Source organism: Pseudanabaena sp. FACHB-1998 (assembly GCF_014696355.1).
In the GTDB taxonomy this organism is placed as follows: Bacteria; Cyanobacteriota; Cyanobacteriia; order Pseudanabaenales; family Pseudanabaenaceae; genus Pseudanabaena.
This window is the reverse complement of the sequence record NZ_JACJQA010000023.1, coordinates 1-23,012: the sequence shown is the minus strand read 5'-3', so window position 1 is coordinate 23,012 and position 23,012 is coordinate 1. Positions and strand designations below refer to the sequence as shown.

Sequence of the window (23,012 nt, the reverse complement as noted above, 5' to 3'; positions counted from 1 at the left end):
ACAAATCAAGCGAGTTGCGGCGCGAAGCGCCGCAACTCGCTTTTTGGTTTTTATGTCCTAAGCAAAACTTACATTGCTATAAAAACTAAACCCACTAACTAAATGAAGAAATGGCTACGTCATTTCTTCATTTAGTTAGTGGTAAGGGAATATTCCAAGAGTTGTTAAAACTTCGAGGAAACATTGTTGCTATTGCTTGATTTCAAGGATGCAATTTGTTGTTGCACCGCAGGAGAATATAACCGTAAATAGTTCCAATAGTTTCCTAAAACTTTGGATACATAATCTCGCGTCTCTTCATAGGGAATACTATTGACAAACTCATCGGGATCGCCAATGCTCCTTCCCTCTACCCAGCGCCCCACGGCTCCCGGTCCTGCATTGTAACTGGCTACGGCAAGCATGGAGTTATCGCCATAGCGACTATGCGTATAGTCTAGATACCAAGTTCCAAAGCTAATATTATCTACAGGATTATCCAGATTGTAATTGTTCAGTCCTTTTTTGCTAGCGATCCATGAGCCAGTATCGGGCATAATCTGCATCAGTCCGATCGCCCCTGAACGAGAACGGATTTGAGCTTCAAAGCGCGACTCTTGGCGCATTAGAGCAATTACTAGCGCTGGTGATAGTTTCCGTTCGCGAGACCAATTAGAAATTACGTCCCAGTAATGGAATGGATAAAGGGATTGAAAATAAGCTGGATGCTGTTTGATCTTGGCAATGTCTGCTTTGAGAGGGGGCGCTACATCAATCAAATCCAAGCTCTCAATCGTTCTAATACCTTTGAGATTGTCTTGAGTCGCTACCCGCAATACCCCATCGGTGAAAATCTCATTGGGTTCAAGATTCAGTTTGCTCCGAATTTCCGTTTGCCATTGCGATCGCGCATCACGATCAAGCCCCAGAATATACAACTCTTGCAATTTCGCAGATCCCGCAGGTAAAGCCTGTCTAGCGCTAGGGATGGACAGTGCTGGTGTCGTGTAACGAGCGGTCGTAAAAGTACCGACGTTCCAGCCTAAAGTGCCTGCGGCTCGCCATGCATAATAGGAATCTGGATGTTGGCGAATTGCAAATTCAAAAAACTTCTTGGCTCGGTTTTTATCACCGATTTGATTAGCCCATTTGCCAGCCCAAAAACTCGCCTCGGCAGCAAAACTGCTCTCTGGGCTATTAGCGATGAGCATTTCCACAGCAGCGATCGCATTGTTTAGCTGACCGCCTCTCGCTTGTCCCTTCGCAATCCGCCAACGCAGTTCACCCGCCTCGTTACTATTGCCATAGCGTGCTAATAGCAAATTACGTACACTGCTAGCAGCTTTGGGGCTACCCAACTTTTCTTGCAAAATTTCTGCTTTAATGGCAAGCGCTTCACCCGCAGTATCAGGATAATTTGCCACCAGCCGATCGGCGGCGGCGATCGCTACTTCAGGGGATTCAATTTGGGTTAGGCGCACCAAAGCGCGAGGGGCTTGAGGGCTTTTGGGAAATTGCTGCACCACCCGATTGTAAGCACTAATCGCTGAATCAATTTGTCTACCACGATGGAGGCTACGAGCATATTTATAGGCGGTAATAGGATTTGACGTAGCCCGTTCGTATGCCTTAGCAGCCTTGCCAAACTCAAATTTATCGAAATATGCATCCGCAACTGCCCACCATTGTTCGGAACTAAGTTTTGGTGATGAAGCAACTAGGCGATCTAAAATTGGCACAATCTGTTTGTAGTCACCAAAATAAGTTGCTAAATGGAGCATCAAATCCGTACGACTAGGTGCTTGGGCTAGCAGGTTAAGGGCAACTTCTTGCGATCGGGGATGAGCTGGAAATTTGTCTAAAAGTGTTTGGTATTGCGATAACGCAAATAGAGCTTCCGCAGCAGCAGGGCTAGCGGGAAAGTTTTTTAACAGAGTTTCCCAAGTTGATTTTGCTGTTGTCAGATCGCGGAGTTGGGTTTGTGCTTGCGCGCGCTTCAGCAACACATAGTCTGCCAAAATCGGATACTCGGTTTCTAATTTGTCGAGAGTAGCGATCGCTTCACGCGCTTTCCGATTATTGAGATAAATGTCCGCAATTACTAGTCGAGAGCGGAGGTTATCAATATTAGAATTATTGGAATTGGAAGCTGCTTGTTTAACTTGAGATTCCAATTTGGCAAGTCTTTGATCGGTTGAGTAGTAGGTTAAAGGATCAAAGGACTTATTGTCTCGGCTATTCGCTAAACTTGCATTTAGAGCAAGATCGGACTCAGAAGAAGCTGTAATTAGAGGTGCACTAGCCCCTGCTAATGTAGCACTGAGCATGAGTACGATAGACCAACGCATTAATTTTTTCATCCCGCTACGTTCTGAATGAGCAGCATCTTAACATTTATTTTAATATTCCAATGTCTCCTTGATCGCAGATGAAGCCGTGGCCAAGCTGACGGAATATTGATGAATAGCTTCAATATCTGAAGATTGCCAATTTTTCACATGCTGACATTGATGAGCCACTAACAATCCCCATAATTTTCCATTAGTTAAAACTGGAGCTACTAAGTTAGATCGGACTTGGATAGTTCTCAAAAAGTTTCGATGACAGTCACTAATACTCGCGGTCTCAATATCATCGGTAGAATTAATGCGCCCAGCTAAATAAAGTTCCGCATATTCTAGGTTGAAACAATCATCCGCCCCCATCGATCCAATAATCGAATATTTATGATCGCTCAATGACTCAAAAGTTACTTGTCCCTTCCAGTGCGTATAGAAATAGTATAAAACTACGCGATCGACGTTGATTACGTCTCTTAGCTCATGCAATGTGTCACTAACTACCACATCTTGCTGAAGCTTATTAGTAATCCGAGATAAAATCAAGCTCAAACCATGATTGCTAGTATGCATCATTGCAATAAATTTTTCAGTACACCTGAGTTAAACCCGAAAAAAGAACTAAGGCTGGAAGCACTTCAACTCTCTTTTGTTTCAGATTTTATCCTAACATGATAGTTAATACAGAGCTTTGCGCTTTCCTGAAAACCAAGGAACTTTCAAAAAGGTTTGCAAAGCAAACCCAGTCAGGCTTTATACCAAATGAAGAAATGGCTACGCCATTTCTTCATTTGGTATAAAGCCTCAATCAGATGTAGCTACATTTTGCAAATTCAGACGAGAATTTTAAATTGCCTAGAGAATATCGAGCTACGGGAATTAATCTCAAAGGGATGCCTCTAGGAGAAAACGATCGCCTATTGACCATCCTCACAAAAGAACATGGCTTAATTAAGGCGGTCGCCGCAGGAGCGCGAAAACATCGATCAGCAATGGCAGGGCGATCGGGCTTATTTGTGGTGAATGATCTGCAAATTGGGATTGGGCGCAGTATGGATCGGATCAAAAATGCGGAAATGCTGCAATCTTTTGTGGGTTTGGGGAAAACTCTGGCTAGACTCACGGCTGCTCAATATTTATCGGAACTTGCGCTTATGCAAGCTTTATCGGCTCAACCGCAGGAAGAATTGTTTTTGTTGCTAGTGGAGCATCTGACAAGGATTCAAAATGCTGAGAATCATCATGTTTTGGCACATTTGGTGCATGGCACATACCATTTACTAGCGATCGCAGGATTTGCCCCACAGGTATATAGTTGCTGTATTAATCAGAGTGCAGTGATCCCTAATCGCGAAAATCCTAAATGGAAAGCGGGATTTAGTATTGTGGGTGGTGGGGTAATCAACCTCGAAAACCCACCGTTGAGTGACGGTAATCCGAACGGCGATCGCGCATATCAACTTGCCGAAATCGGTAGTGAAGCTATGCAAAATCGGATTAGTCATTACCTTACCGCCCGCGAACTCTTGGCTATACAAGAACTTACTCAAGCCGATTTAACCGATAATATTTTAGAGTCACATGTAACAGATTGGCTTGCTGTTGAAAGGCTGTTACGAGCCTATGCACAGTATCATTTTGATAGACCAATCCAGTCTTCGGCACTGATTGACAACTGTTTTTTTAATATATGACCCATTTATTCGATCCACCTACCCCAAATCTTCCAGAAACACCCGAAATCAAAACGGATATTGAAAATGGGGAATTAGAAAGCACCAGTGATTCCAAATCGGTTCTCCGTAATCCAAACTTTTTATCGCTCTGGACTGGACAGGTCTTTTCCCAGATTGCTGATAAGGTTTTTCTAGTACTCGTAATTGCGATCGTTTCTACACGATTTCAGCATGAGGGAGAAACGATTAGCGGTTGGGTTTCCGCAGTCATGGTGTCCTTTACAATTCCTGCGATTTTATTTGGATCGATCGCTGGTGTGTATGTCGATCGCTGGAATAAGAAAACAGTTTTAGTCAGTTCCAATATTCTCAGAGGATCTTTAGTTTTAAGCATTCCCCTGTTGCTGTGGGCAACTAAAAATAGCGTGTTACCTTGGGGTGCGCCGACTGGATTTTGGGGCTTATTATGTATCACTTTTTTAGTGTCTACCTTCACCCAGTTTTTTACCCCTGCCGAGCAGTCAGCCATTACGCTAGTGGTAGAGAAACCCAAGTTATTAGCTGCCAATTCCCTCTACACCACGACGATTATGGCAGCTCTAATTTTAGGGTTTGCCCTTGGTGAGCCACTTTTAGCTTTATCTGATCACCTTTGGCATAATGTGGGTCAAGAAATCCTTGTAGGTGGTAGTTATTTATTAGCAGGAATAATTTTACTTCTCTTAAAAACAGGTGAAACCAAAGAGAACTTGCATCGTGATAGTTTGCATATTTGGACTGACATTAAGGAAGGATTGCAATATCTCAACCATAAAAAGACTTCGCTTTCGGCATTGATTCAGCTAATTTGCACCTTCTCCATCATCGCGGCGCTGACGGTTTTAGCCGTGCGCTTGGCGGAGGTGATGCCCGAAATCAAATCGGAACAGTTTGGATTTCTCTTAGCGGTGGCAAGCTTAGGCATGGCGATCGGTGCGGGTTTCGTCGCCAAGTTAGGGCATATTTGTAGTCGTCAAACCCTTGCCCTGATTGGTTCCGTAGGCATGTGCGTATTTTTGGCGATGCTTGGCTTTTTTAGCGATCGCTTTGGACTAGGGCTGGTGGCGATCGCAGGAACAGGCATTTTTGCAGGTTTATGTGTGATTCCCATGCAAACCGTTATTCAAGAAGAAACCCCTGAGGATGTGCGCGGCAAGGTTTTTGGCTTACAGAATAATGCTGTCAATATCGCCCTAAGTTTGCCCCTCTCTGTTGCGGGTATTGCCGAATCCTATTTCGGATTGCAAGAGGTAATTTTTGCCCTGAGTGCGATCGCTTTATTTACAGGAATACTCACTTGGTATATTGCCCGTAAGCTAGTTACACCCAATGAAAAAGAATCACCCAAAGCGTGATTCTTTTTCAAAGCCCCATCAAAGAAAGGCAGCGCTTAGCGCTGCCTTTCTTTAATGGGGCTTTTTTCGTGAAATCGTGTGATTTGTAACGTAAACCTCACAAACAATCGGCTAGTATTGCATGGGTTAGAGAAATCCAAACTTAAGCTTAGATTTCTCTAACCCATCATGCAGTTTCTTACTCCTCACGATGCAACAATTAACACCTAACCCCAGCTTTAGCTTGACTATCCGCGTGCAACTTCTTAATCGCGCAGGAATGCTCTCTTCAGTCATTAGCGCTCTAGCTGACGCGGGAGGGAATCTCGGACAGATTGACCTAATCCAGCAAACTCGCAAAATCTCGGTGCGCGATATTACGGTGAATGCCTACAGCGCCGAGCATATGGATAAATTAATTGCAGTTGTTAAAGCAGTTCCCGAAATCCGCGTTCTCGATGTTTACGATCGCACCTTTCAAGTCCATAAAGGCGGGAAAATTCATCTTGAATCGAAAGTAGCGGTTAAAGGTCAAGATGATCTCGCCATGGTCTATACCCCCGGTGTGGGGCGCGTATGTATGGCGATCGCCGAAGACAAGCGCAAGGTTTATGACTACACGATCAAATGCAACACAATTGCAGTGGTCACCGATGGCACAGCCGTATTAGGGCTAGGTGATATTGGCCCCGAAGCAGCTATGCCTGTGATGGAAGGCAAAGCGATGCTCTTTAAGCAATTTGCGGGATTAGATGCTTTTCCAATTTGCTTAAACACTAAAGATGTCGATGAAATTGTGGAAACCGTCAAACGTCTTGCCCCAACCTTTGGTGGTGTAAATCTAGAAGACATTAGCGCTCCCCGTTGCTTCGAGATCGAAAAACGTCTCAAGGAAGAATTAGATATTCCTGTTTATCATGACGATCAGCATGGTACGGCGGTAGTTGTAGTTGCAGCTACCATCAATGCCCTCAAAGTAGTTAGCAAACCCATTGATACGGTTCGCATTGTGATGAATGGCGCTGGTGCATCAGGGATTGCGGTGGCTCGACTCCTGCGGGAAGCAGGGGTCAAGCGCATCTCTATGTGCGACTCCAAGGGTTGTATCAGTAAGGATCGCACTGATCTCACAGCCGAAAAATTAGAATTCGTCAGCGATACGGCTGGTTCTTTAGCCGATGTAATTAAGGGAGCCGATATGTTTATCGGTCTGAGCGTCAAGGGCGCACTTACTCCTGAAATGGTTAGAAGTATGGCTCCTGCTCCCGTGGTGTTTGCAATGGCTAATCCTAACCCTGAAATTCAGCCCGAATTGGTAGAAAACGATGTCGCAGTAATTGCGACAGGACGCAGTGACTATGCCAACCAAATCAATAATGTGCTGGCTTTCCCTGGTATTTTTCGAGGTGCGCTTGATGCAAGGGTAACTAAAATTACGACCCAAATGAATTTAGGTGCAGCACAGGCGATCGCTTCTTTAGTAAGCGCGAGTGATCTTGCTCCAGATTTTATTATTCCTTCAGTCTTTGATCCTCGCGTTTCCCACGCAGTTGCGGCGGCTGTCCATGCAGTTGCACGTCAACAGGGATTAGCTAACGCCTAACAACAAAAAGGCAGCGCTTCGCGCCGCCTTTTTGTTATACCAAATCTAATAATACTAAAAGAAGAAATGGCATAGCCATTTCTTCTTTTAGTATTATTGGGGTTAAATTTTTTCGGTAGCGATAAACTCATCGACTAAATTTAAAAGTTTTTCTAGCGCCTCATTCAAATTAATCGACTTAACAGGGAACCCATGCGCCACCCGATTTCTTACTTCATTTAAAGCGATCGCCCTTTCAAACTGCGATTCGGACATTTCTGACTGAGCGTGAAGATGCTCGATAATCGCAATGGTGGGCAGCCGATCAATCGGAAGGAAAGTTTGTCGGGCATGACGACGCATTAACACCTCAGCGAAAATCCATAACGACAAAAAAGCCGCCTCATGCTCCCCGATAGAAATTAATTTAGCTATCCGCTCTTTGCGATTGAGAATTTGCGATCGCGTTAATTTGGGATCAGCAATATCTTCTTCGGCGATCGGTGTGGCATCTTCCCCAGTAATTAACAAAAATCTCCAACCGCTATGGGCTGCAACGGTCTGAGCGAGTAAACGGTATTGAGCAATCGCTAAATCTGCCGCCGTATCCCTAATTTCAATAATAAACCCCTCATGTTCAGAGGTTTTCACCAATAGATCTGGATAGTACTCTGAAGCATAGCTATTGAAATCAAAAGGAAGTTGGTGTAGATCGGGATGATGAATCACTTCATAACCTTGGGAACTATAACACTCCACTATTTTCTGCTCTAGCAAACCTTTAATACTTCCACTATTTGAATCCATCCATAATCCTGCCAAACTTGCTTTATAAAGTTGTTTGAAATTTGTGATAAAAATCAATCTTACAATGCTTTCCTCTCTACGCAGTGAATAATTAGGGGTGTGTGGCTTTGCCACACACCCCTAATTATTCACTGCGTAGAGAGGAGTTACTTAAATAAAATCACGGGGATCGGTGATATGCCCAGTCAATGCGGAAGCCGCCGCCGTGTAGGGAGATGCAAGATAAATTTGGGCTTGCTTATTGCCCATGCGCCCCGGGAAGTTGCGATTGGTTGTAGAAACGCAAACTTCGGCTTCGTTGACACGCCCAAAGGTATCTTGGGGACCGCCCAAGCAAGCGGCACAAGAAGGCGAAGCAGGCTCAATGCAACCAGCTTGGAGGAAAATCTCCGAAAGAGTTAATCCATCAATTTTGGAACTGAAAAGATCGTTGTAAACCTTTTGAGTTGCAGGTACAAGGTAGGTCGGAACCTTAACTTGTTGCCCCTTGAGGATTTGAGCCGCATGGTAGAAGTCCTCAGTTTTGCCCCCAGTGCAGGAGCCGATATAAACCCGATCAATCTTGACATCGCTTACTTCTCTAACAAGGGCGCGATTGTCGGGAGAGTGAGGTTTGGCAACTACAGGCTCAAGCTTGGATACATCGTAATGTTTGACGTAGTAATATTCGGCATCCGCATCCGCATAAAGAGACTCAAAGGGCTTATCAGTGCGCGATCGCACATAGTCAAAGGTGGTTTGGTCAGGGGCAATCACGCCATTTTTACCACCCGCCTCGATCGCCATATTGCAGAGGGTCATGCGCTCTTCCATCGTCATTTTGGCGATCGCTTCACCCTCAATCTGCATTGCGCGATAGTTCGCGCCACTGACGCTAATATCGCCAATTACCTGCAAGATCAAATCCTTGGCTAACAAGTAAGGCGGCATCTCGCCATCAAAAACAAACTTCATCGAAGCTGGAACTTTGAGTAATAACTTACCAGTCCCCATCACAAAAGCCGCATCCGTGTTACCAATGCCTGTCGCAAACTGACCAAAGGCTCCCGCATTGCAAGTATGGGAATCTGTGCCAAAGAGAACTTCTCCCGGACGAGTATGCCCTTCTTGAGCGAGAGCCACATGGCAAACACCTTTGTAATCAGGATTTGCCTTAAAGTCCGAAAGATCAGTAATATCGTAAAAATATTTAATATCTTGCTCTTTGGCAAAGTCACGCAAAATATCGACATTGCGATTAGCTCTAGCATCTTTGGTAAAAATATAGTGATCGGGGATCAAAACTAATTTTTCTCTATCCCAAACCTTCGCATCGTCGCCAAATTCTTTCTTAAAGATGCCGATTGTCCCAGGTCCGCAAACATCGTGGGTCATCAGCAGGTCAGCATTCACCCAAATATTTTCACCGGGGCTAACGTGGCTTTTCCCCGATGCTTTTGCCAAAATCTTTTCGGTGAGTGTCATTCCCATAGTTGTGATGTCCTTATGTAGATGTTGAGTCCTACTGTATTAATTGTAACTGTAAATTATAGTCTAGATAAAGGAGTTGCGGCGCGAAGCGCCGCAACTCCTTTATCTAGACTTGAATGGCTATATTAAAAAACCTGATTAACTTTACCAACTACAAACTTTAAATAACGACCTTCAGCAAAAGCCGCAGGAACAGGATGATCGAGAGGCTGTCCTGCTTCGTGGATAATTTGAATACGCCGATCGCTGGATTCCGCAGCAGTGGCAAGCATTTCTTTAAAGGCTTCGGGGCTAACTTGGCTAGTGCAACTTGCTGAAACTAACAGACCATTGGGCGCGACACATTTGAGGGCGATCGCATTGAGTTTGGTATAAGCCCGAATTGCCGCAAAGCGATTTTGCTTGCTCTTCGCAAAAGTGGGCGGATCGAGGATCACTATATCAAAGGTTTGTTGCTCCTGTGCGTAGCGATGTAGCAGATCAAAGCAATCGGCTGTTACAAAAGTATGGCGATCACTGTCAAAATTATTTAACCGCACATTGGTATCGGCGACAGCCGCTAAATGTTTGCCAATATCCACATTAGTAACGTGACTCGCGCCGCCACGCAGTGCATAGAGCGAAAATGCGCCCGTGTAGGAAAAACAATTCAGCACCGTTTTATCTTGGCTAATTTCCCCAACAAAGCGACGGTTTTCGCGATGGTCTAGAAATAAGCCAGTTTTTTGCCCAGTTTGTAAATTGACCTGAAATATTAGCCCATGTTCTTTTACCGTAATATCTCCCTTCGGCTCTTTACCCCATAGCAATTGGGTTTTGCTTTCTTGCGGATTTTCACTTTCAGAATTCTCTAAATGTTTTGTCCGCCATAAAATCCCCTGTAAAGGAGCTACGGCTAACAAAGCATTTACTAACCAATCAAGAATAACGCTTGCCCCCTCCATATAGGTTTGCACTACCGCATATTCCCCATACAGATCAACAGTAATTCCTGCTAAACCATCACCTTCACCAAAAAGCCATCGATAGGCAGTGCAGTTTTGTTCGCGTAAAGGCGATCGCAGTTCCCATGCAGACTGTACTCGCGCTTTCAACCAACGCGGATCAGGTAACTGTCGCTGTGAAAAGATACGGATCGCGATCGGTCCTTTGTTATCCCACAGTCCAAATCCTGTCCAGCCGCCACACTTTACCCGCACCCATTCCCCCGTCTCAAAACGTGCTTCTTTTTGTAAGCGATCGCGATAGATCCAAGGATGTCCTTGAGCCAAACGTTCTTTAAGTTGATTAGAAACAGTAATTTCGCGCAGCTTAGCCATTGATTATAGTTAAAATTAAAATGTGGGGGACTAATGATACACGAGTTAAAGGCGAACCATCACTTTTTACCTCTAAAGGAAATAGAACACTCGAAGCTTCATTTTGTCTCAATATTTTATCTCTTTTAACAAATATCTCTTGGCAAAAGTTCTTAAAGGTTGGAATTGTTGGCTGATTTATGATGGGGATCGTTATAGAATGCTATAAGCATACTGCGGTTTATAGATAGGCGATCGCTTCTATGTCTGCACAGTTCCAAATTCACAAAGATACCATTGACCAAGTGAGTCAAAGGGCAGACATCGTAGATATCGTGTCTGAACGGGTTGTGCTACGCAAAAGTGGGGCAAATTTTCGCGGAGCTTGTCCTTTTCATAACGGGACAAATGCCACAGCGCTGACGGTGAATCCATCGCGGCAAATGTATCACTGCTTTAACTGTGGGGCGGCTGGGGGTGCAGTTAAATTTTTGATGGAGATCGATAAGCGATCGTTTACTGATGTAGTTTTAGATTTAGCAAAGCGTTATAACGTTCCCATTCAAACCGTTGAGCCAGAGAAGGCGAAGGAGATTCAGCGCCAAATCTCCCATCGCGATCGCCTATATGAGGTGATGGCTTTAACAACTAGCTTTTATCAACACGCTCTATCTGCCCCACAGGGACGCGAGGCTCTCGCCTATCTAATTGAAAAGCGGAAAATGAGCAAGGAAACCATTCAGAAATTCCAGCTCGGTTATTCGCCTGCGGGTTGGGAAACTTTGATGGGTTATCTGGTGCAGCAAAAGCAGATTCCTTTAAAGCTAGTAGAAGAAGCGGGCTTGGTCGTTCCGCGTAAAACAGGTAATGGATTTTACGATCGCTTTCGCGATCGCTTGATGATTCCGATTCATGATACTCGCGGTCGTGTAATTGCTTTTGGTGGGCGCTCTTTGGGCAATGAGGAACCTAAATATTTAAATTCCCCTGAAACGGAACTCTTTAGCAAGGGTACAGTTCTATTTGCCATGGATAAGGCGAGGGATGCGATCGCTAAATCCGATCAAGCTATTGTTGTAGAAGGTTACTTCGATGCGATCGCCTTGCATCAAGCGGGGATCGAACAGGCGATCGCGACGATGGGGGTAGCTCTCAATGCCGATCAAATGAAGCAGTTATTACGCTACACCGAATCAAAAAATGTCATTCTCAATTTCGATGCTGATAAAGCAGGAATTACAGCCGCCGAAAAAGCGATCGGTGGTTTTAAGGAATTAGTTTTTAATGGAACGGTACAATTGCGGGTCTTGACGATGCCCAATGGCAAGGATGCTGACGAGTATTTAAAACAATACAGTGCTGAAGGCTATCGGGATTTATTAAAAAATGCCCCATTATTTCTAGATTGGCAAATTGATCAAATTTTGGCAGGACAAGATCTTAATCAAGCCGACCACTTCCAAAAGAGTAGCCAAGCGATCGCCCAGTTATTAAATAACTTACCCGTCGATTCCTTCTTTCGCACCCATTACATCCATACTTCGGCACAACGCCTATCTCAAGGAAATTCCTATTTGGCACTGCGTCTAGAGCAAGATCTGCGTCGCCAACTCCGCAATACCAGATGGAATAGCACCAAACCAGCACCATCCTTAACTACTTCCGCGAATGCTCTACATAGTGCTGAGATGCAACTTCTGCAAATATATCTACATTTCCCGCAGCACCGAGCCTATGTATATGCAGAGATAGAAGAGAATGAAATTGAGTTTAGCCTCTCTAATCATCGCTTTCTTTGGCAAACTATCACTAACCTTATCCAAGAAAATAAAACTTCGCTAAATACCGAAGAACTTTATCCAGAGCATCTCATCCAACAATTACAAATTCTCTGCACTGAACAAGCGGATGTTTCTCAACAACTTCAGCATTTACTTTGGTTAGACGAAAATTCGCGAATTGGTCTGCTTCGTCCCCAGATGGTTGTTAGGACAGCGATCGCTAAAATCCAATATGTCATGTGTGAGAAGCGCGAAAAGTATTGGCTAGAGCTATTTAAGAGTAAAGATGTAATTGCTGATCCCGAATTTGGACATCATTGCCAAGATAAAATCCGTGAAGAAAAACAACGTAAAAGAGAGATTCAAAAACTCATTGAAGTAAATTATATTGATTTATCAGGAACTAGTCACGCAACTACAAATGTAATTGAGTTTTAAACTTTATTCTAAGAAAAGAAGCACTTAGTGCTTCTTTTCTTTTAGCTGTGGTCACTTGCCTGAGGAAAAATCAAAACCAGAATATGAGTTGCGGCGCATCGTGCCGCAACTCATATTCTGGTTTTGTGTCTTAATAAAAATAGCAATAGCTATACTCTTTGAGCAGGATTAATAAACTTAAACGTGATAATCGAGATAATAAATATTATTAAAAATAAAAACACTCCAATTGCAGAGGCATAGCCCATTTCTAAACTTGTAAAACCTTTATCATATAAATAATAAACTACAGTTTTAGTGCTATTGGCGGGCCCACCCTGCGACATAATATACACCTCTTCAAATACCTTCATTGCCGATATCGAAGAAATCACAGCTACTAAAATAATGTAAGGACGCATCAAAGGAATCGTAATATCAAAATGCTTTTGCCAACCATCCGATCCATCAATAGCAGCAGCTTCATATAAATCCGCAGGAATAGCTTGTAAACCTGCCAAATAAATCACCATATAGTAACCAATCCCACGCCATATAACCACAGCAATAATTGCAAAGATTGCGGTGCGCGGATCAGTTAACCAAGGGATTTTGACGGATTGAAAAGAAATAATTGATAAAAAATAATTTAAGATGCCATTCTCAGCGTATACCCATTTCCACGCAATCCCTGCTACAACCACCGAGACAATCACAGGGAAATAGTAAATGGCTCGAAAAAACTTGATACTGCGTAACTTTTGATTAACTAATATGGCTAATACTAGGGGTAAAACTACTAAACTCGGAACAGCAAATACTAAATAAACTAAGGTATTCCCAAGAACTTTCCAAAACGTGCGATCGCGCCAAAGATTAATATAATTTTGCCATCCATTAAAAGTTGGACTACCGACAAAATCATAATTAGTAAAGCTTAAATAAATAGCCTGTAAAACTGGCAAAAATGAAGTTAATCCTAAAAACGCGATCGCTGGTAAAAGAAATAAATAAGGAGTAAAGGAAAATTTTTTACCTATTTCTTGCTTTCTAATTACTTGTTTTTTAACTTTTGTAGCTAATTTCATTTTTCATTACAGTTGAAGTTTTAGGCTTACCGTACAAAAATATTTTTGAAAGTGGTGATTTGCAACGCTTTCAAAAATATTTTTCGGGTTTAAGTCAGCGCTTGGCGCTGTATTTATCTTGTGTAACTAGCTTTTCTTCACCAAGGTTAATTCTTCAGCCGTGAAGTCCTCAAAGGCGGCTTGCTGACTGGCTAATAGCTCAATCGTGGCATCAGCAATATCATTGTTCGCAGCGGCGCGATCGCGTAAACGTTGCTGCAAGACTTCCACAGGGGCAGTGCAGTAAACGATCTCCACAGGGATATTTTGGGCTTGGGCGGCGGCGATCGCTTGACTGCGTAAACTGACGCGATCGTATTTCGCATCAAGAATGACGGTGAAACCTTTGCTAGCTAATAGAGAACCTAACTCAGCTAACTTGGTGTAGGTTTTTGCGGTCATCTCTGGGGTATAGATTTCATCACCACCCCGTTCCATTAAGCCAATTCCTGCAATTTGCTTACGAAGGGCATCCGATCGCAAATAAATGGCATCCTGTTCAGAAGCGATTTTTCTTGCCCTAGTGCTTTTACCAGAGCCAGATACCCCCGACATGATGATCATCTTGCCCTGTTTAGGTTGGGTATATTCCCACGCAAGTTTGTAATACGCCGCCGCTTCCGTTTGAGCATTCGCTTTCACATCCGCAGGGATATTCGGATCATCGAGAAGGAATGATGTGACCTTGGCGCGGACATAGGCTCGCATACTGCAATGGAGAGGCAGCAGCACCGCTCCTTCGTAATCGCCAGTACGTTCTAAATAAGTATTCAAGAAGATATTGGCGAGATCTTTTCGACCGCGAAATTGCAAATCCATTAATAGAAAAGCTGCATCGTACAGCACATCACTATTGCGGAACGGCTCATTAAACTCAATGCAATCAAAAATCTGGATTTTATCTTGATAGAGACAAATATTTTTTAAATGGACATCCCCATGACATTCACGTACTTTACCCTTGGCAATGCGATCGCTAAATAAATCAGCATTTTCGGCAAAGAATTTCTCGGTATAGGCGCGAGTTTGCTCTAAATAGTCTGCGGTTTGAGCCAGCCCAATATACTTTTCTGTAGAAGCATAGTTATCATTGGCGACGGCTCGTACTGCTTCGGCTGTGCCAAAAGTATTGATATGCTCGTTGGTCAACGCCTGTTGATGAAAAGCCGCCAATTGTTCGCCAATTTGTTTGACATGATCGACGGTTAATCGACCTGAAGCAAACATTTCAATGAGCAGATCCTCCTGCGAGAATTCGGGCATGGCGATCGCATATTCCACAGGTGTTCCCGTCCCTGTTTTGTCAAAGCTATATTTACCATCGGTTTCTATAATTGGCAAAACCGAAAGATACAGATCGGGCGCAAGGCGGCGATTGAGGCGGAGTTCCTCTTCACAGAAGTATTTGCGTTTTTCTAGGGTCGAAAAATCCAAGAAGCCAAAATTCATCGGCTTCTTGACTTTGTACGCATAGCTTCCTGTGAGCAGCACAAAGGAAATATGGGTTTGCAAAAGCTGAATTGGCTCGGTGACAGGATGCTCATAAAAATCAGGGGAGAGCATCTGCTCAATAACTGGCGGTAACGACATAGATAAATTGCGAATGGTTGTGTAAATAATATAAGGCTTGCTTGGCAAGCCTTATAAACCAAAGTATAAGTGGTGGTGAGAAGTACCACCACTTATACTTTGGTTTCGAGCGCAAAACTTCAAAAATAAAGGCGGCGCTTCGCGCCGCCTTTATTTTTGAAGTTTTGCTGCTAGCTTGGCTTTTTGTAGCGAGTTAGCCAAGTGAAGAAGAGAATTGGTAAGGAAATCGCAACTAAAGATTCCGCCCAAAAGAAGGATAGAAAGTCGGATAAACCGCCAAGAGGAGGCACACTAGGCTGAAGGTTTCGCACCGCAGGTAAAGCAAATAACATCCCCGCAATCAGGGTAAACATGCCAAACTCAATGGGTCGTGGTTGCCAAACTACAACCACCGTCATCGTAAATACAATTAAGCCAATTAGCCACATGGCAATCATCAAGAAAATTGAGAAGGATTTGGTGATCACCGATCGCGAGACATTGACCCGCAAGCCGATGTAACTATCCGTAGATTCAAATTCATTTTTAGGAATCAAGTCGGCATCAATGTTATAGCCTGAGATCGCACCATAGAAATTGACTTCTATCGGAATATCTTCCTTTTCATCCTTTGGATTAGAGAAAAAGAGATAGAAATCAGTGCTATGGGTATCAAAGGGATAATCGCTAACCCTACCATTCACTAAGGAGATTGCTCCAGTTACGGCATCGGGAATCCGATTTTTTTCCAAAGTAACTTCAGATTTGCCAGATTCGATTCCAGTAAAAAGCTTTAAATCTTTAGTAAGGCGTTCATCTTTTGCATAGGTTCCTTTAGGACTAGGCGCAAACCGTAGATTAAGTTCTCCCTTGATCGGATCGACTCCTAAAAGTGTGACCGCAATCTCCATGCGGTTTGGTTCTTTATCTTCACCGAAGGACTGGTTTGCCGATCGCTGAGTACGGTCATTTTGATAGAAATATAAAGCGCTAGAAAATGCGCCAATAAAGAGAGTCAAAAACAGTAATATGGCAATAATGCGTTTGACTAAAAGCTTGCGAGTGGTATCTTCCATAAATTATCAGCTATTCCCTATGAAGCCATCATCAGACTACCCCACTTTGCGCTCAGTCACCAGACTAATGCTTGACCAACCACCTTTGCTGTCATAGCTGCGAATCATGCGTTGGTGCAGGTTTGGCTCTAGTAGCCAAGAAATAGATAGGCGAAATTGCTGACGATTAACGATCGCCTGTGGACAAGTAATCGAAGCTCCATCAGGCAAGAAAATTGTCTGAATCCCTAAGTCCTGACTTTGCGAAGAAATTTGCTGGGGACTTTGCTGAAAATGTAGGATGTGAGAATTTAGGGGGTCAACATGAGCAATAGAATCAAATTTTTGATTTCCAGAAGGCGAGGACATCTGTAAAGACATATTTACGCGATCGCCTTCTCTTTTCCATTCTGTAGTGGTAGGTGTGGACTCAGGTTCTAACCAATCCGCAGCAATCGTCACCGCTTCCCCTTCCCATTTACCGAGCAGGGCTTCGAGAGTGAGCGCTGGACGTTCAGGCGTGGGACTATTGGGCAAATGTTCGCGAATGAAAGTCAAGCTATCTAGTTGGCTTTGCTTATAGAGAATTACTATTCGCATACGGCAATCGCCATGAATCAAGCCTAACTCTGCACCAAAATCACTATAGGGAGAAAATTGTAAAGAACCTTGAGAAAAGGCTCCATTTTCAAAAAAGACAGTACTTTTATTTAGCGATCGATATTCTAAAACGAGATCTTGAGGTTGCCCGTCGTAAAAGCGACGTACCACTTGCCTCATGGTGGATTGATCATCCTTCAGTTCCAAACTTGTTTCGCTGGGAATATCATTTAAGACTTCGCCTTGCTTTGATAAATGGGTAAATGAACCTTGCCAGCAACCTAGATTTTGCAGTAAACAGTCCCATTGCGATCGCATAATTTTTAAAATGAGTTTATATAGTCAAAAAGATTTGCAAAGCAAACCTTTCTGATTATATAAAAAACCAAAAGATGAGTAGCGGCGTAGAGCGACGCTACTCATCTTTTGGTTTTTTATAGCTGTAGTCTCTTGCATTAGGACAAACCAAAACCCAAGAAACGAGTTGCGGCGCGAAGCGCCGCAACTCGTTTCTTGGGTTTTGTGTCCTAACAAAATTGGCTATAGGTATAATTTACAAAAGTGTGCCAACACTTTTGTAAATTAAAAACCAAACCCCGTAAAGGTTTTAAAAGTGCAATATGGCGGAGCCCTTTTGTACTTTGGTATAACTACCTGCGAGGCGGTACGGGATCGGTAATCTCAGATGGTTTATTTTGATTCATATTCTGAAGTGTCACAGGATCGGAAGAAGGAAGTCCGATTAAGCGATATTTTTTGGTGTAAATGGGAGCAATCTCGGGAGCTTCTATCCATTCATTCGTAGCCACAAACTCTTGTGCAGAATTTCCACTTAAGCCAGTACCGACCGCATTTCCACTACTCTCGCTAGGTTTGGCTTTAGATGCTTCATCTTTAGGAGACATAGGGGCTGACGCGGGTGCTTCTTGCGCTCTAGCTGTTTTGTTTAGCGCGATCGCGGCTCGGCGTTTGATAGGTCTAAATGTTACTTCGATTAAACCGAGATCGGGATTGTTAACTCCACCATTGCGATCTAATCCGGGATTACCTTCTTCTAAAACGATAAATTGCTTAGCGATCGCTTGAGGACGCTCTAAAGTAACAGAGCGATCGCATATCAAGCCATCGATAATAGAAACCCCGTCAATTTTTACGCTAACTGCGCTGGTGTAATTGGGAGAATTAATTTCAATTTTGTAGGTTTCTCGAATGCCAACATTGATATAACCCCTTGGATCAGCTCGGCGAATGTTGCCATTTTGATTAATGGCGATCGATACGGGCGAATTTTGAGATGGATAGGTACTTACAGGCACTGTGGTCTGAATTGGTTTAGTTCCTATAGTGGGGTTATTCCCGATCTGTTCGTCGTTTGAGGGTTTGGAAGTTGCCAATAGGTCACCCCAGCGAGGGTAAGTGGCAATACCCAAACCGCAAAGTATTAAAGAACAAACTAACAAACTCCGCAGAGTTGATGAGGTAAGCATAGGAGAAGCCTCAAATTTCTATTGCTCTCACTGTAAGCTAAATACCTTTGCAATTTTGCTTGGTTACAAATTTAGTAACAAAGGCGATCCGATTTACAGAGGGTTGTTTCCCTGCCGAATGCAGGGAAACAACCCTCTGTAAATCGCTTGTTGGAAAAGCGCTATATACTTCAGATTGCATAATTATAAATGTAACAATTTTTTAAAAGGCAATCATGAGCAACACACTTAAGCGCACCCCACTGTACGACCTTCACGTTAGCTCAGGTGCGCGATTAGTAGAATTTGGTGGGTGGGAAATGCCCGTGCAGTATCAAGGCATCATTGCCGAACATAAAGCCGTGCGATCGCAGGTTGGGATGTTTGATGTGTCCCACATGGGTAAATTTACCATTTCTGGAGAAGGCGTACTCGAAACCTTAAACAAACTCGTGCCATCCAACTTAGGGCGAGTCAAAGTCGGACAAGCGCTATACACAGTTTTGCTGAATGAGCAGGGGGGAATCATCGACGATGTGATTTTCTATCACCATGAGCCAGACGGCGATCGCGAAAATTGGTCAGTCATCGTCAATGCCTCCACCACCGAAAAAGATAAGGCATGGTTACAACAACATCTAGGCGATCGCTTAGTCGATAACTCTGCCTCACAAACCCTAATTGCCGTACAGGGGAAAACCGCGATCGCCACTTTGCAGGAAATAATTGGTGCTGACTTGATGAAATTACCCAGACTCCGTTTTGGGCATACTTATACAGAAGTACTAGGTGTCCGCAGTTTCGTGGCACGCACAGGCTATACAGGCGAAGATGGCTGTGAAATCATGACCGATATCGAAACGGGTAAAGCGCTATGGAAAAAACTGCTCGACCTTGGAGTTACACCTTGCGGCTTAGGCTGTCGCGATACTCTGCGTCTAGAGGCAGGAATGCATCTCTATGGTCAGGATATGAACGACACCACCACACCTTGGGAAGCTGATATTACGTGGATTATCCATCTCAAAGAGAAAGGCGATTTCTACGGACGGGCTGTTCTCGAAGACCAAAAACAAAATGGAGTCTTCCGCAAACTAGTCGGCTTAGAATTGGAAGGTCGCAACATAGCTCGTCATGATTACCCAATTCGCTATGAAGGTGAAACCGTCGGTATTGTCACCAGTGGCACGATGTCTCCGACATTAGGAAAAGCGATCGCCTTTGGTTATGTCCCTCCTCACCTCGCTAAGAATGGTCAAGTTGTCCAAGTCCAAATCCGCGACAAAGAATTTCCCGCCAAAGTAGTCAAGAGAAACTTTCTCTAGTAAACTAGAAGAAGAGTTGCGGCGCGAAGCGCCGCAACTCTTCTTCTAGGAGGGGATTTGTCCTACTGCAAGTGTCTATTCGTATTAATGGAGTGAACTAATCGCCTCATTGAGAGTTTGGCTAGGACGCATCGCTAGATTCGCTTTCTCACAATCAGCGAAATAGTAGCCGCCAATATCAACCGATTGACCTTGAGCGGCGCTTAATTCTAAAAGAATTTGACTTTCTTTCTCTTTCAAAATCTGTGCTAAATCTGCAAATTTTGACTTCAGTTCCAAATTCTGATTCTGTTCCGCTAGAGCCTGCGCCCAATAAAGCGCGATATAGAAATGACTACCACGATTATCAATACCGCCACTCTTGCGAGAAGGCGATTTATCGTTATTGAGATAGAGACTGTTAGCTTGATCTAAAGCGATCGCCAAGATCTTTGCGTTCTCGTTATTGGTTTTGCGTCCGAGGTCTTCGAGGGTAACGGCGATCGCTAAGAATTCTCCGAGGGAGTCCCAACGTAAATGACCTTCTTCCAAAAACTGCTGAACGTGCTTGGGAGCGGAGCCACCCGCACCCGTTTCAAACAGTCCACCACCAGCGAGCAATGGCACAATCGAGAGCATTTTGGCACTAGTACCGAGTTCAAGAATTGGGAATAAATCCGTGAGATAATCCCGTAAGACGTTGCCCGTCACGGAAATCACATTTTTACCCACTTTAATTTGTTCGCAGGTAAATTTCATCGCCGCCACAGGTGACATGATTTGAATATCTAGCCCTGCGGTGTCATGGTCTTGCAAATAGGTCTTGACCTTAGCAATCAAATTCGCATCATGGGCGCGATGTTCATCTAGCCAAAAAATCGTCGGATTCCCCGTCGCTTTAGCACGACTGACGGCAAGTTTGACCCAATCTTGAATCGGTAAATCCTTAGTCTGACACATCCGCCAGATATCACCTTTAGCGACATTATGCTCAATCAGAACAGCCCCCGATTCATCACTAACCCGCACGATTCCATCCGCAGGAATCTCAAAAGTCTTATCATGGGAGCCATATTCCTCAGCTTTCTGAGCCATCAAGCCCACATTGGCGACATTGCCCATCGTGGTGACATCAAAGGCTCCATTCTCCTGACAGAATTCGATACAGGCTTGATAAATCGTGGCATAAGAGCGATCGGGAATCATCGCCTTAGTGTCGTAAGCCTTTCCATCCGCACCCCACATCTTGCCAGAGGTACGGATTGTCGCCGCCATTGATGCGTCAATAATCACATCGCTAGGAACGTGCAGATTCGTAATCCCTTTATCAGAATTGACCATCGCCAGACGCGGCTGCTTTTCATAAACTGCTTCCAAATCTGTGGCGATCGCTTCCTTCTGCTCATCAGGTAAAGATTGAATCTTGGCATAAACATCCCCCAAACCATTATTAGGATTAATTCCCAATTTTGCAAAGATATCCGCATACTTCTCAAATACATCCTGATAATAGACCGTCACCGCATGACCAAAGAGAATCGGATCAGAGATCTTCATCATTGTTGCCTTGACATGGAGCGACAGCAAAATATCCTCTGACTTTGCCTTAGCAATTTCCTGAGCGTAAAACTCCCGCAAAGCCTTGACACTCATCACCGAAGTATCAATTACTTCACCTTCCAGTACAGTCGTTTTTTCCTTGAGAACTTGAGTGGAACCATCGGCTGTAATTAATTCAATCTTGACTGCACCCGCCTTGGAAATTACCACCGATCGCTCACTACCGTAGAAATCACCCTCACTCATGTGCGCCACATGGGTTTTAGAATCCTTTGTCCATGCGCCAACGGAATGAGGATGCTTTTGGGCAAATTCCTTAACGGCGGCGGCGACACGGCGATCGCTATTACCTTCGCGCAACACAGGATTAACCGCACTGCCCAACACCTTAGAATATTTCGCCTTGATCGCCTTCTCTTCTTCAGTTTGAGGCTCGGCAGGATAGTTAGGGATGTTGTAACCCTTTGCCTGTAACTCAGCGATCGCCACCGTTAACTGTGGTAGAGAAGCGCTAATATTCGGGAGCTTGATGATATAAGCATCAGGAGTTTTTGCCAAAGATCCCAGTTCATCAAGGGCATCAGGTTGATGCTGCGATTCGGTTAAATATTCAGGAAAATTCGCAATAATCCGCCCAGCCAGAGAAATATCTTTGAGTTCAACCTCGATGTCGGCGGCTCTCGTAAATGCTTGGACTATGGGCAGTAGGGAGTAGGTGGCTAGGGCTGGAGCTTCATCGGTAAAGGTATAGGTAATTTTTGAGGTTTGATTGCTCATGTCAATGGGGCGGATTTCTTGCGGATCTATTACAGCTTAGATGATACATGGCTTAGTTAACCCGATTCGTATCGGTTTTATCCAGAAAATAGCGAGTATATTAAGTTATATAATTGTCAATATTTCTATCTGCGATCGCCCCAGAGTGAAAGCCAATGCAACAAACTATTACCAAGGATCAAGAATTTAGCACCAATATTTCCTTAGATGATGAGGTGCTGAAAATTTTTGCGAAAATGCCAGATGCTCTCAAGATCGAGGTTCTGCATTATGCCGAATATTTATTGAATAAGGGAACTGAAAAATCATCTATCGTCAATAATGACATACCCAAGAAAAAGTATAGGCAAGCAGGAACGATGGCAGGGCTAATTGTAATGTCAGATGATTTTGATGAGCCGTTGGCAGAAATGCAAGAGTATATGTATTAAGTCCTATGCTCTTAGATACACATACTCTACTTTGGTTTCTCAATAATGATTCGCGGTTGCCTGTAAGTGTAAGGCGAAAAATTGAAGAAACTGAGCTTGTATTTGTTAGTCCTATCTCTATTTGGGAAATAGCAATCAAAATAAATATTGGCAAATTAAATATCCTGACATCTTTTGAAGAAATCAAAGAGAATATGAATGCTCTGAATATTCAAGAGTTGTCGATTGAATTTGATGATAGCCTTGCCTATATTGGTTTACCGATTATGAAAGAACATAAAGATCCCTGAGACTGTCAAGAAAAATGTGTAAAGTCTAGAAGCTAGAGATGGAGACGATCCTCAAAGAGGATGGCAAATCGATTAAGAGCAGGTTTCCAATCCCGAATCGGCATTGTCCAC

The 23,012-nt window shown here is 43.8% G+C and carries 18 protein-coding genes; 7 read left to right on the top strand and 11 right to left on the bottom strand.

From position 1 onward, the window contains the following. Positions 1–164: 164 nt before the first annotated feature. Together H6F42_RS08150 and H6F42_RS08145 are read right to left on the bottom strand one after the other, a co-directional pair. Positions 165–2,339, bottom strand: a complete 2,175-nt coding sequence (locus tag H6F42_RS08150) for a transglycosylase SLT domain-containing protein (protein ID WP_242018374.1) — start codon at positions 2,337–2,339, stop codon at positions 165–167. A 39-nt stretch (positions 2,340–2,378) separates the two neighbouring features. Then, positions 2,379–2,894: a GAF domain-containing protein gene (locus tag H6F42_RS08145; protein ID WP_190398859.1), complete on the bottom strand. Its 516-nt coding sequence runs from the start codon at positions 2,892–2,894 to the stop codon at positions 2,379–2,381. Positions 2,895–3,169: 275 nt separating this feature from the next. Between H6F42_RS08145 and recO the strand changes: the two genes are divergently transcribed. The 3 genes from recO to H6F42_RS08130 all read left to right on the top strand — a co-directional run bounded on the left by recO (position 3,170) and on the right by H6F42_RS08130 (position 6,970). Continuing rightward, positions 3,170–4,012, top strand: a complete 843-nt coding sequence (gene recO / locus H6F42_RS08140; RefSeq protein ID WP_190398858.1) for a DNA repair protein RecO — start codon at positions 3,170–3,172, stop codon at positions 4,010–4,012. After that, positions 4,009–5,388 (top strand): MFS transporter, encoded by a 1,380-nt coding sequence (locus H6F42_RS08135; protein WP_190398857.1) that lies wholly within the window; start codon positions 4,009–4,011, stop codon positions 5,386–5,388. Before recO ends, H6F42_RS08135 begins: the two co-directional genes overlap by 4 nt. A 190-nt stretch (positions 5,389–5,578) precedes the next feature. Further along, positions 5,579–6,970, top strand: coding sequence for a malic enzyme-like NAD(P)-binding protein (locus H6F42_RS08130; protein ID WP_190398856.1), 1,392 nt, complete (start codon positions 5,579–5,581; stop codon positions 6,968–6,970). A 102-nt stretch (positions 6,971–7,072) separates the two neighbouring features. Here the strand turns inward: H6F42_RS08130 and H6F42_RS08125 are convergent, their stop codons facing one another. From H6F42_RS08125 to H6F42_RS08115, 3 genes are all read right to left on the bottom strand, one after another. Then, entirely contained in the window at positions 7,073–7,756 is a 684-nt protein-coding gene (locus H6F42_RS08125) for a hypothetical protein (RefSeq protein ID WP_190398855.1), read from the bottom strand. A 150-nt stretch (positions 7,757–7,906) separates the two neighbouring features. Beyond that, positions 7,907–9,226 carry a 3-isopropylmalate dehydratase large subunit gene (locus H6F42_RS08120; protein ID WP_190398854.1) on the bottom strand — a complete coding sequence of 440 codons (1,320 nt, stop codon included), beginning with the start codon at positions 9,224–9,226 and terminating at the stop codon, positions 7,907–7,909. Between the two features lie 125 nt (positions 9,227–9,351). Then, positions 9,352–10,545 carry a class I SAM-dependent rRNA methyltransferase gene (locus H6F42_RS08115; protein ID WP_190398853.1) on the bottom strand — a complete coding sequence of 398 codons (1,194 nt, stop codon included), beginning with the start codon at positions 10,543–10,545 and terminating at the stop codon, positions 9,352–9,354. Positions 10,546–10,787: 242 nt separating this feature from the next. Between H6F42_RS08115 and dnaG the strand changes: the two genes are divergently transcribed. Then, positions 10,788–12,743, top strand: coding sequence for a DNA primase (dnaG, locus tag H6F42_RS08110; protein ID WP_190398852.1), 1,956 nt, complete (start codon positions 10,788–10,790; stop codon positions 12,741–12,743). A gap of 149 nt (positions 12,744–12,892) precedes the next feature. Here the strand turns inward: dnaG and H6F42_RS08105 are convergent, their stop codons facing one another. From H6F42_RS08105 to H6F42_RS08085, 5 genes are all read right to left on the bottom strand, one after another. Then, positions 12,893–13,810, bottom strand: a complete 918-nt coding sequence (locus tag H6F42_RS08105; RefSeq protein ID WP_199288956.1) for a sugar ABC transporter permease — start codon at positions 13,808–13,810, stop codon at positions 12,893–12,895. Positions 13,811–13,936: 126 nt separating this feature from the next. Further along, on the bottom strand, positions 13,937–15,439 hold the full coding sequence (locus H6F42_RS08100; protein ID WP_190398851.1) for a bifunctional aminoglycoside phosphotransferase/ATP-binding protein: 1,503 nt from the start codon (positions 15,437–15,439) through the stop codon (positions 13,937–13,939). 170 nt (positions 15,440–15,609) lie between these two features. Continuing rightward, positions 15,610–16,494, bottom strand: a complete 885-nt coding sequence (locus H6F42_RS08095; protein WP_190398850.1) for a DUF4436 family protein — start codon at positions 16,492–16,494, stop codon at positions 15,610–15,612. Positions 16,495–16,530: 36 nt separating this feature from the next. After that, positions 16,531–17,391: a DUF3598 family protein gene (locus tag H6F42_RS08090; RefSeq protein WP_190398849.1), complete on the bottom strand. Its 861-nt coding sequence runs from the start codon at positions 17,389–17,391 to the stop codon at positions 16,531–16,533. 332 nt (positions 17,392–17,723) lie between these two features. Then, positions 17,724–18,560, bottom strand: a complete 837-nt coding sequence (locus tag H6F42_RS08085; protein WP_190398848.1) for a hypothetical protein — start codon at positions 18,558–18,560, stop codon at positions 17,724–17,726. Between the two features lie 215 nt (positions 18,561–18,775). Between H6F42_RS08085 and gcvT the strand changes: the two genes are divergently transcribed. Next, positions 18,776–19,864 (top strand): glycine cleavage system aminomethyltransferase GcvT, encoded by a 1,089-nt coding sequence (gene gcvT / locus H6F42_RS08080; RefSeq protein ID WP_190398847.1) that lies wholly within the window; start codon positions 18,776–18,778, stop codon positions 19,862–19,864. An 84-nt stretch (positions 19,865–19,948) separates the two neighbouring features. Here the strand turns inward: gcvT and H6F42_RS08075 are convergent, their stop codons facing one another. After that, positions 19,949–22,180, bottom strand: coding sequence for an NADP-dependent isocitrate dehydrogenase (locus H6F42_RS08075; RefSeq protein ID WP_190398846.1), 2,232 nt, complete (start codon positions 22,178–22,180; stop codon positions 19,949–19,951). 155 nt (positions 22,181–22,335) lie between these two features. On the opposite strand from H6F42_RS08075, the gene H6F42_RS08070 reads away from it, so the two are divergent. Next, positions 22,336–22,611, top strand: a complete 276-nt coding sequence (locus tag H6F42_RS08070) for a DUF2281 domain-containing protein (protein WP_190398845.1) — start codon at positions 22,336–22,338, stop codon at positions 22,609–22,611. A gap of 5 nt (positions 22,612–22,616) precedes the next feature. Next, positions 22,617–22,901, top strand: coding sequence for a type II toxin-antitoxin system VapC family toxin (locus H6F42_RS08065; protein ID WP_190398844.1), 285 nt, complete (start codon positions 22,617–22,619; stop codon positions 22,899–22,901). The last annotated feature ends 111 nt before the right edge of the window (positions 22,902–23,012 follow it).

Coding starts and splice junctions, on each gene's coding strand:
- H6F42_RS08075 (WP_190398846.1), bottom strand. CDS start 22,180: ATGAGCAATCAAACCTCAAAAATTACCTATACCTTTACCGATGAAGCT.
- H6F42_RS08085 (WP_190398848.1), bottom strand. CDS start 18,560: ATGCTTACCTCATCAACTCTGCGGAGTTTGTTAGTTTGTTCTTTAATA.
- H6F42_RS08150 (WP_242018374.1), bottom strand. CDS start 2,339: ATGAAAAAATTAATGCGTTGGTCTATCGTACTCATGCTCAGTGCTACA.
- H6F42_RS08105 (WP_199288956.1), bottom strand. CDS start 13,810: ATGAAATTAGCTACAAAAGTTAAAAAACAAGTAATTAGAAAGCAAGAA.
- H6F42_RS08095 (WP_190398850.1), bottom strand. CDS start 16,494: ATGGAAGATACCACTCGCAAGCTTTTAGTCAAACGCATTATTGCCATA.
- H6F42_RS08090 (WP_190398849.1), bottom strand. CDS start 17,391: ATGCGATCGCAATGGGACTGTTTACTGCAAAATCTAGGTTGCTGGCAA.
- H6F42_RS08115 (WP_190398853.1), bottom strand. CDS start 10,545: ATGGCTAAGCTGCGCGAAATTACTGTTTCTAATCAACTTAAAGAACGT.
- H6F42_RS08145 (WP_190398859.1), bottom strand. CDS start 2,894: ATGATGCATACTAGCAATCATGGTTTGAGCTTGATTTTATCTCGGATT.
- H6F42_RS08125 (WP_190398855.1), bottom strand. CDS start 7,756: ATGGATTCAAATAGTGGAAGTATTAAAGGTTTGCTAGAGCAGAAAATA.
- H6F42_RS08135 (WP_190398857.1), top strand. CDS start 4,009: ATGACCCATTTATTCGATCCACCTACCCCAAATCTTCCAGAAACACCC.
- H6F42_RS08070 (WP_190398845.1), top strand. CDS start 22,336: ATGCAACAAACTATTACCAAGGATCAAGAATTTAGCACCAATATTTCC.
- H6F42_RS08120 (WP_190398854.1), bottom strand. CDS start 9,226: ATGGGAATGACACTCACCGAAAAGATTTTGGCAAAAGCATCGGGGAAA.
- dnaG (WP_190398852.1), top strand. CDS start 10,788: ATGTCTGCACAGTTCCAAATTCACAAAGATACCATTGACCAAGTGAGT.
- H6F42_RS08065 (WP_190398844.1), top strand. CDS start 22,617: ATGCTCTTAGATACACATACTCTACTTTGGTTTCTCAATAATGATTCG.
- gcvT (WP_190398847.1), top strand. CDS start 18,776: ATGAGCAACACACTTAAGCGCACCCCACTGTACGACCTTCACGTTAGC.
- H6F42_RS08100 (WP_190398851.1), bottom strand. CDS start 15,439: ATGTCGTTACCGCCAGTTATTGAGCAGATGCTCTCCCCTGATTTTTAT.
- H6F42_RS08130 (WP_190398856.1), top strand. CDS start 5,579: ATGCAACAATTAACACCTAACCCCAGCTTTAGCTTGACTATCCGCGTG.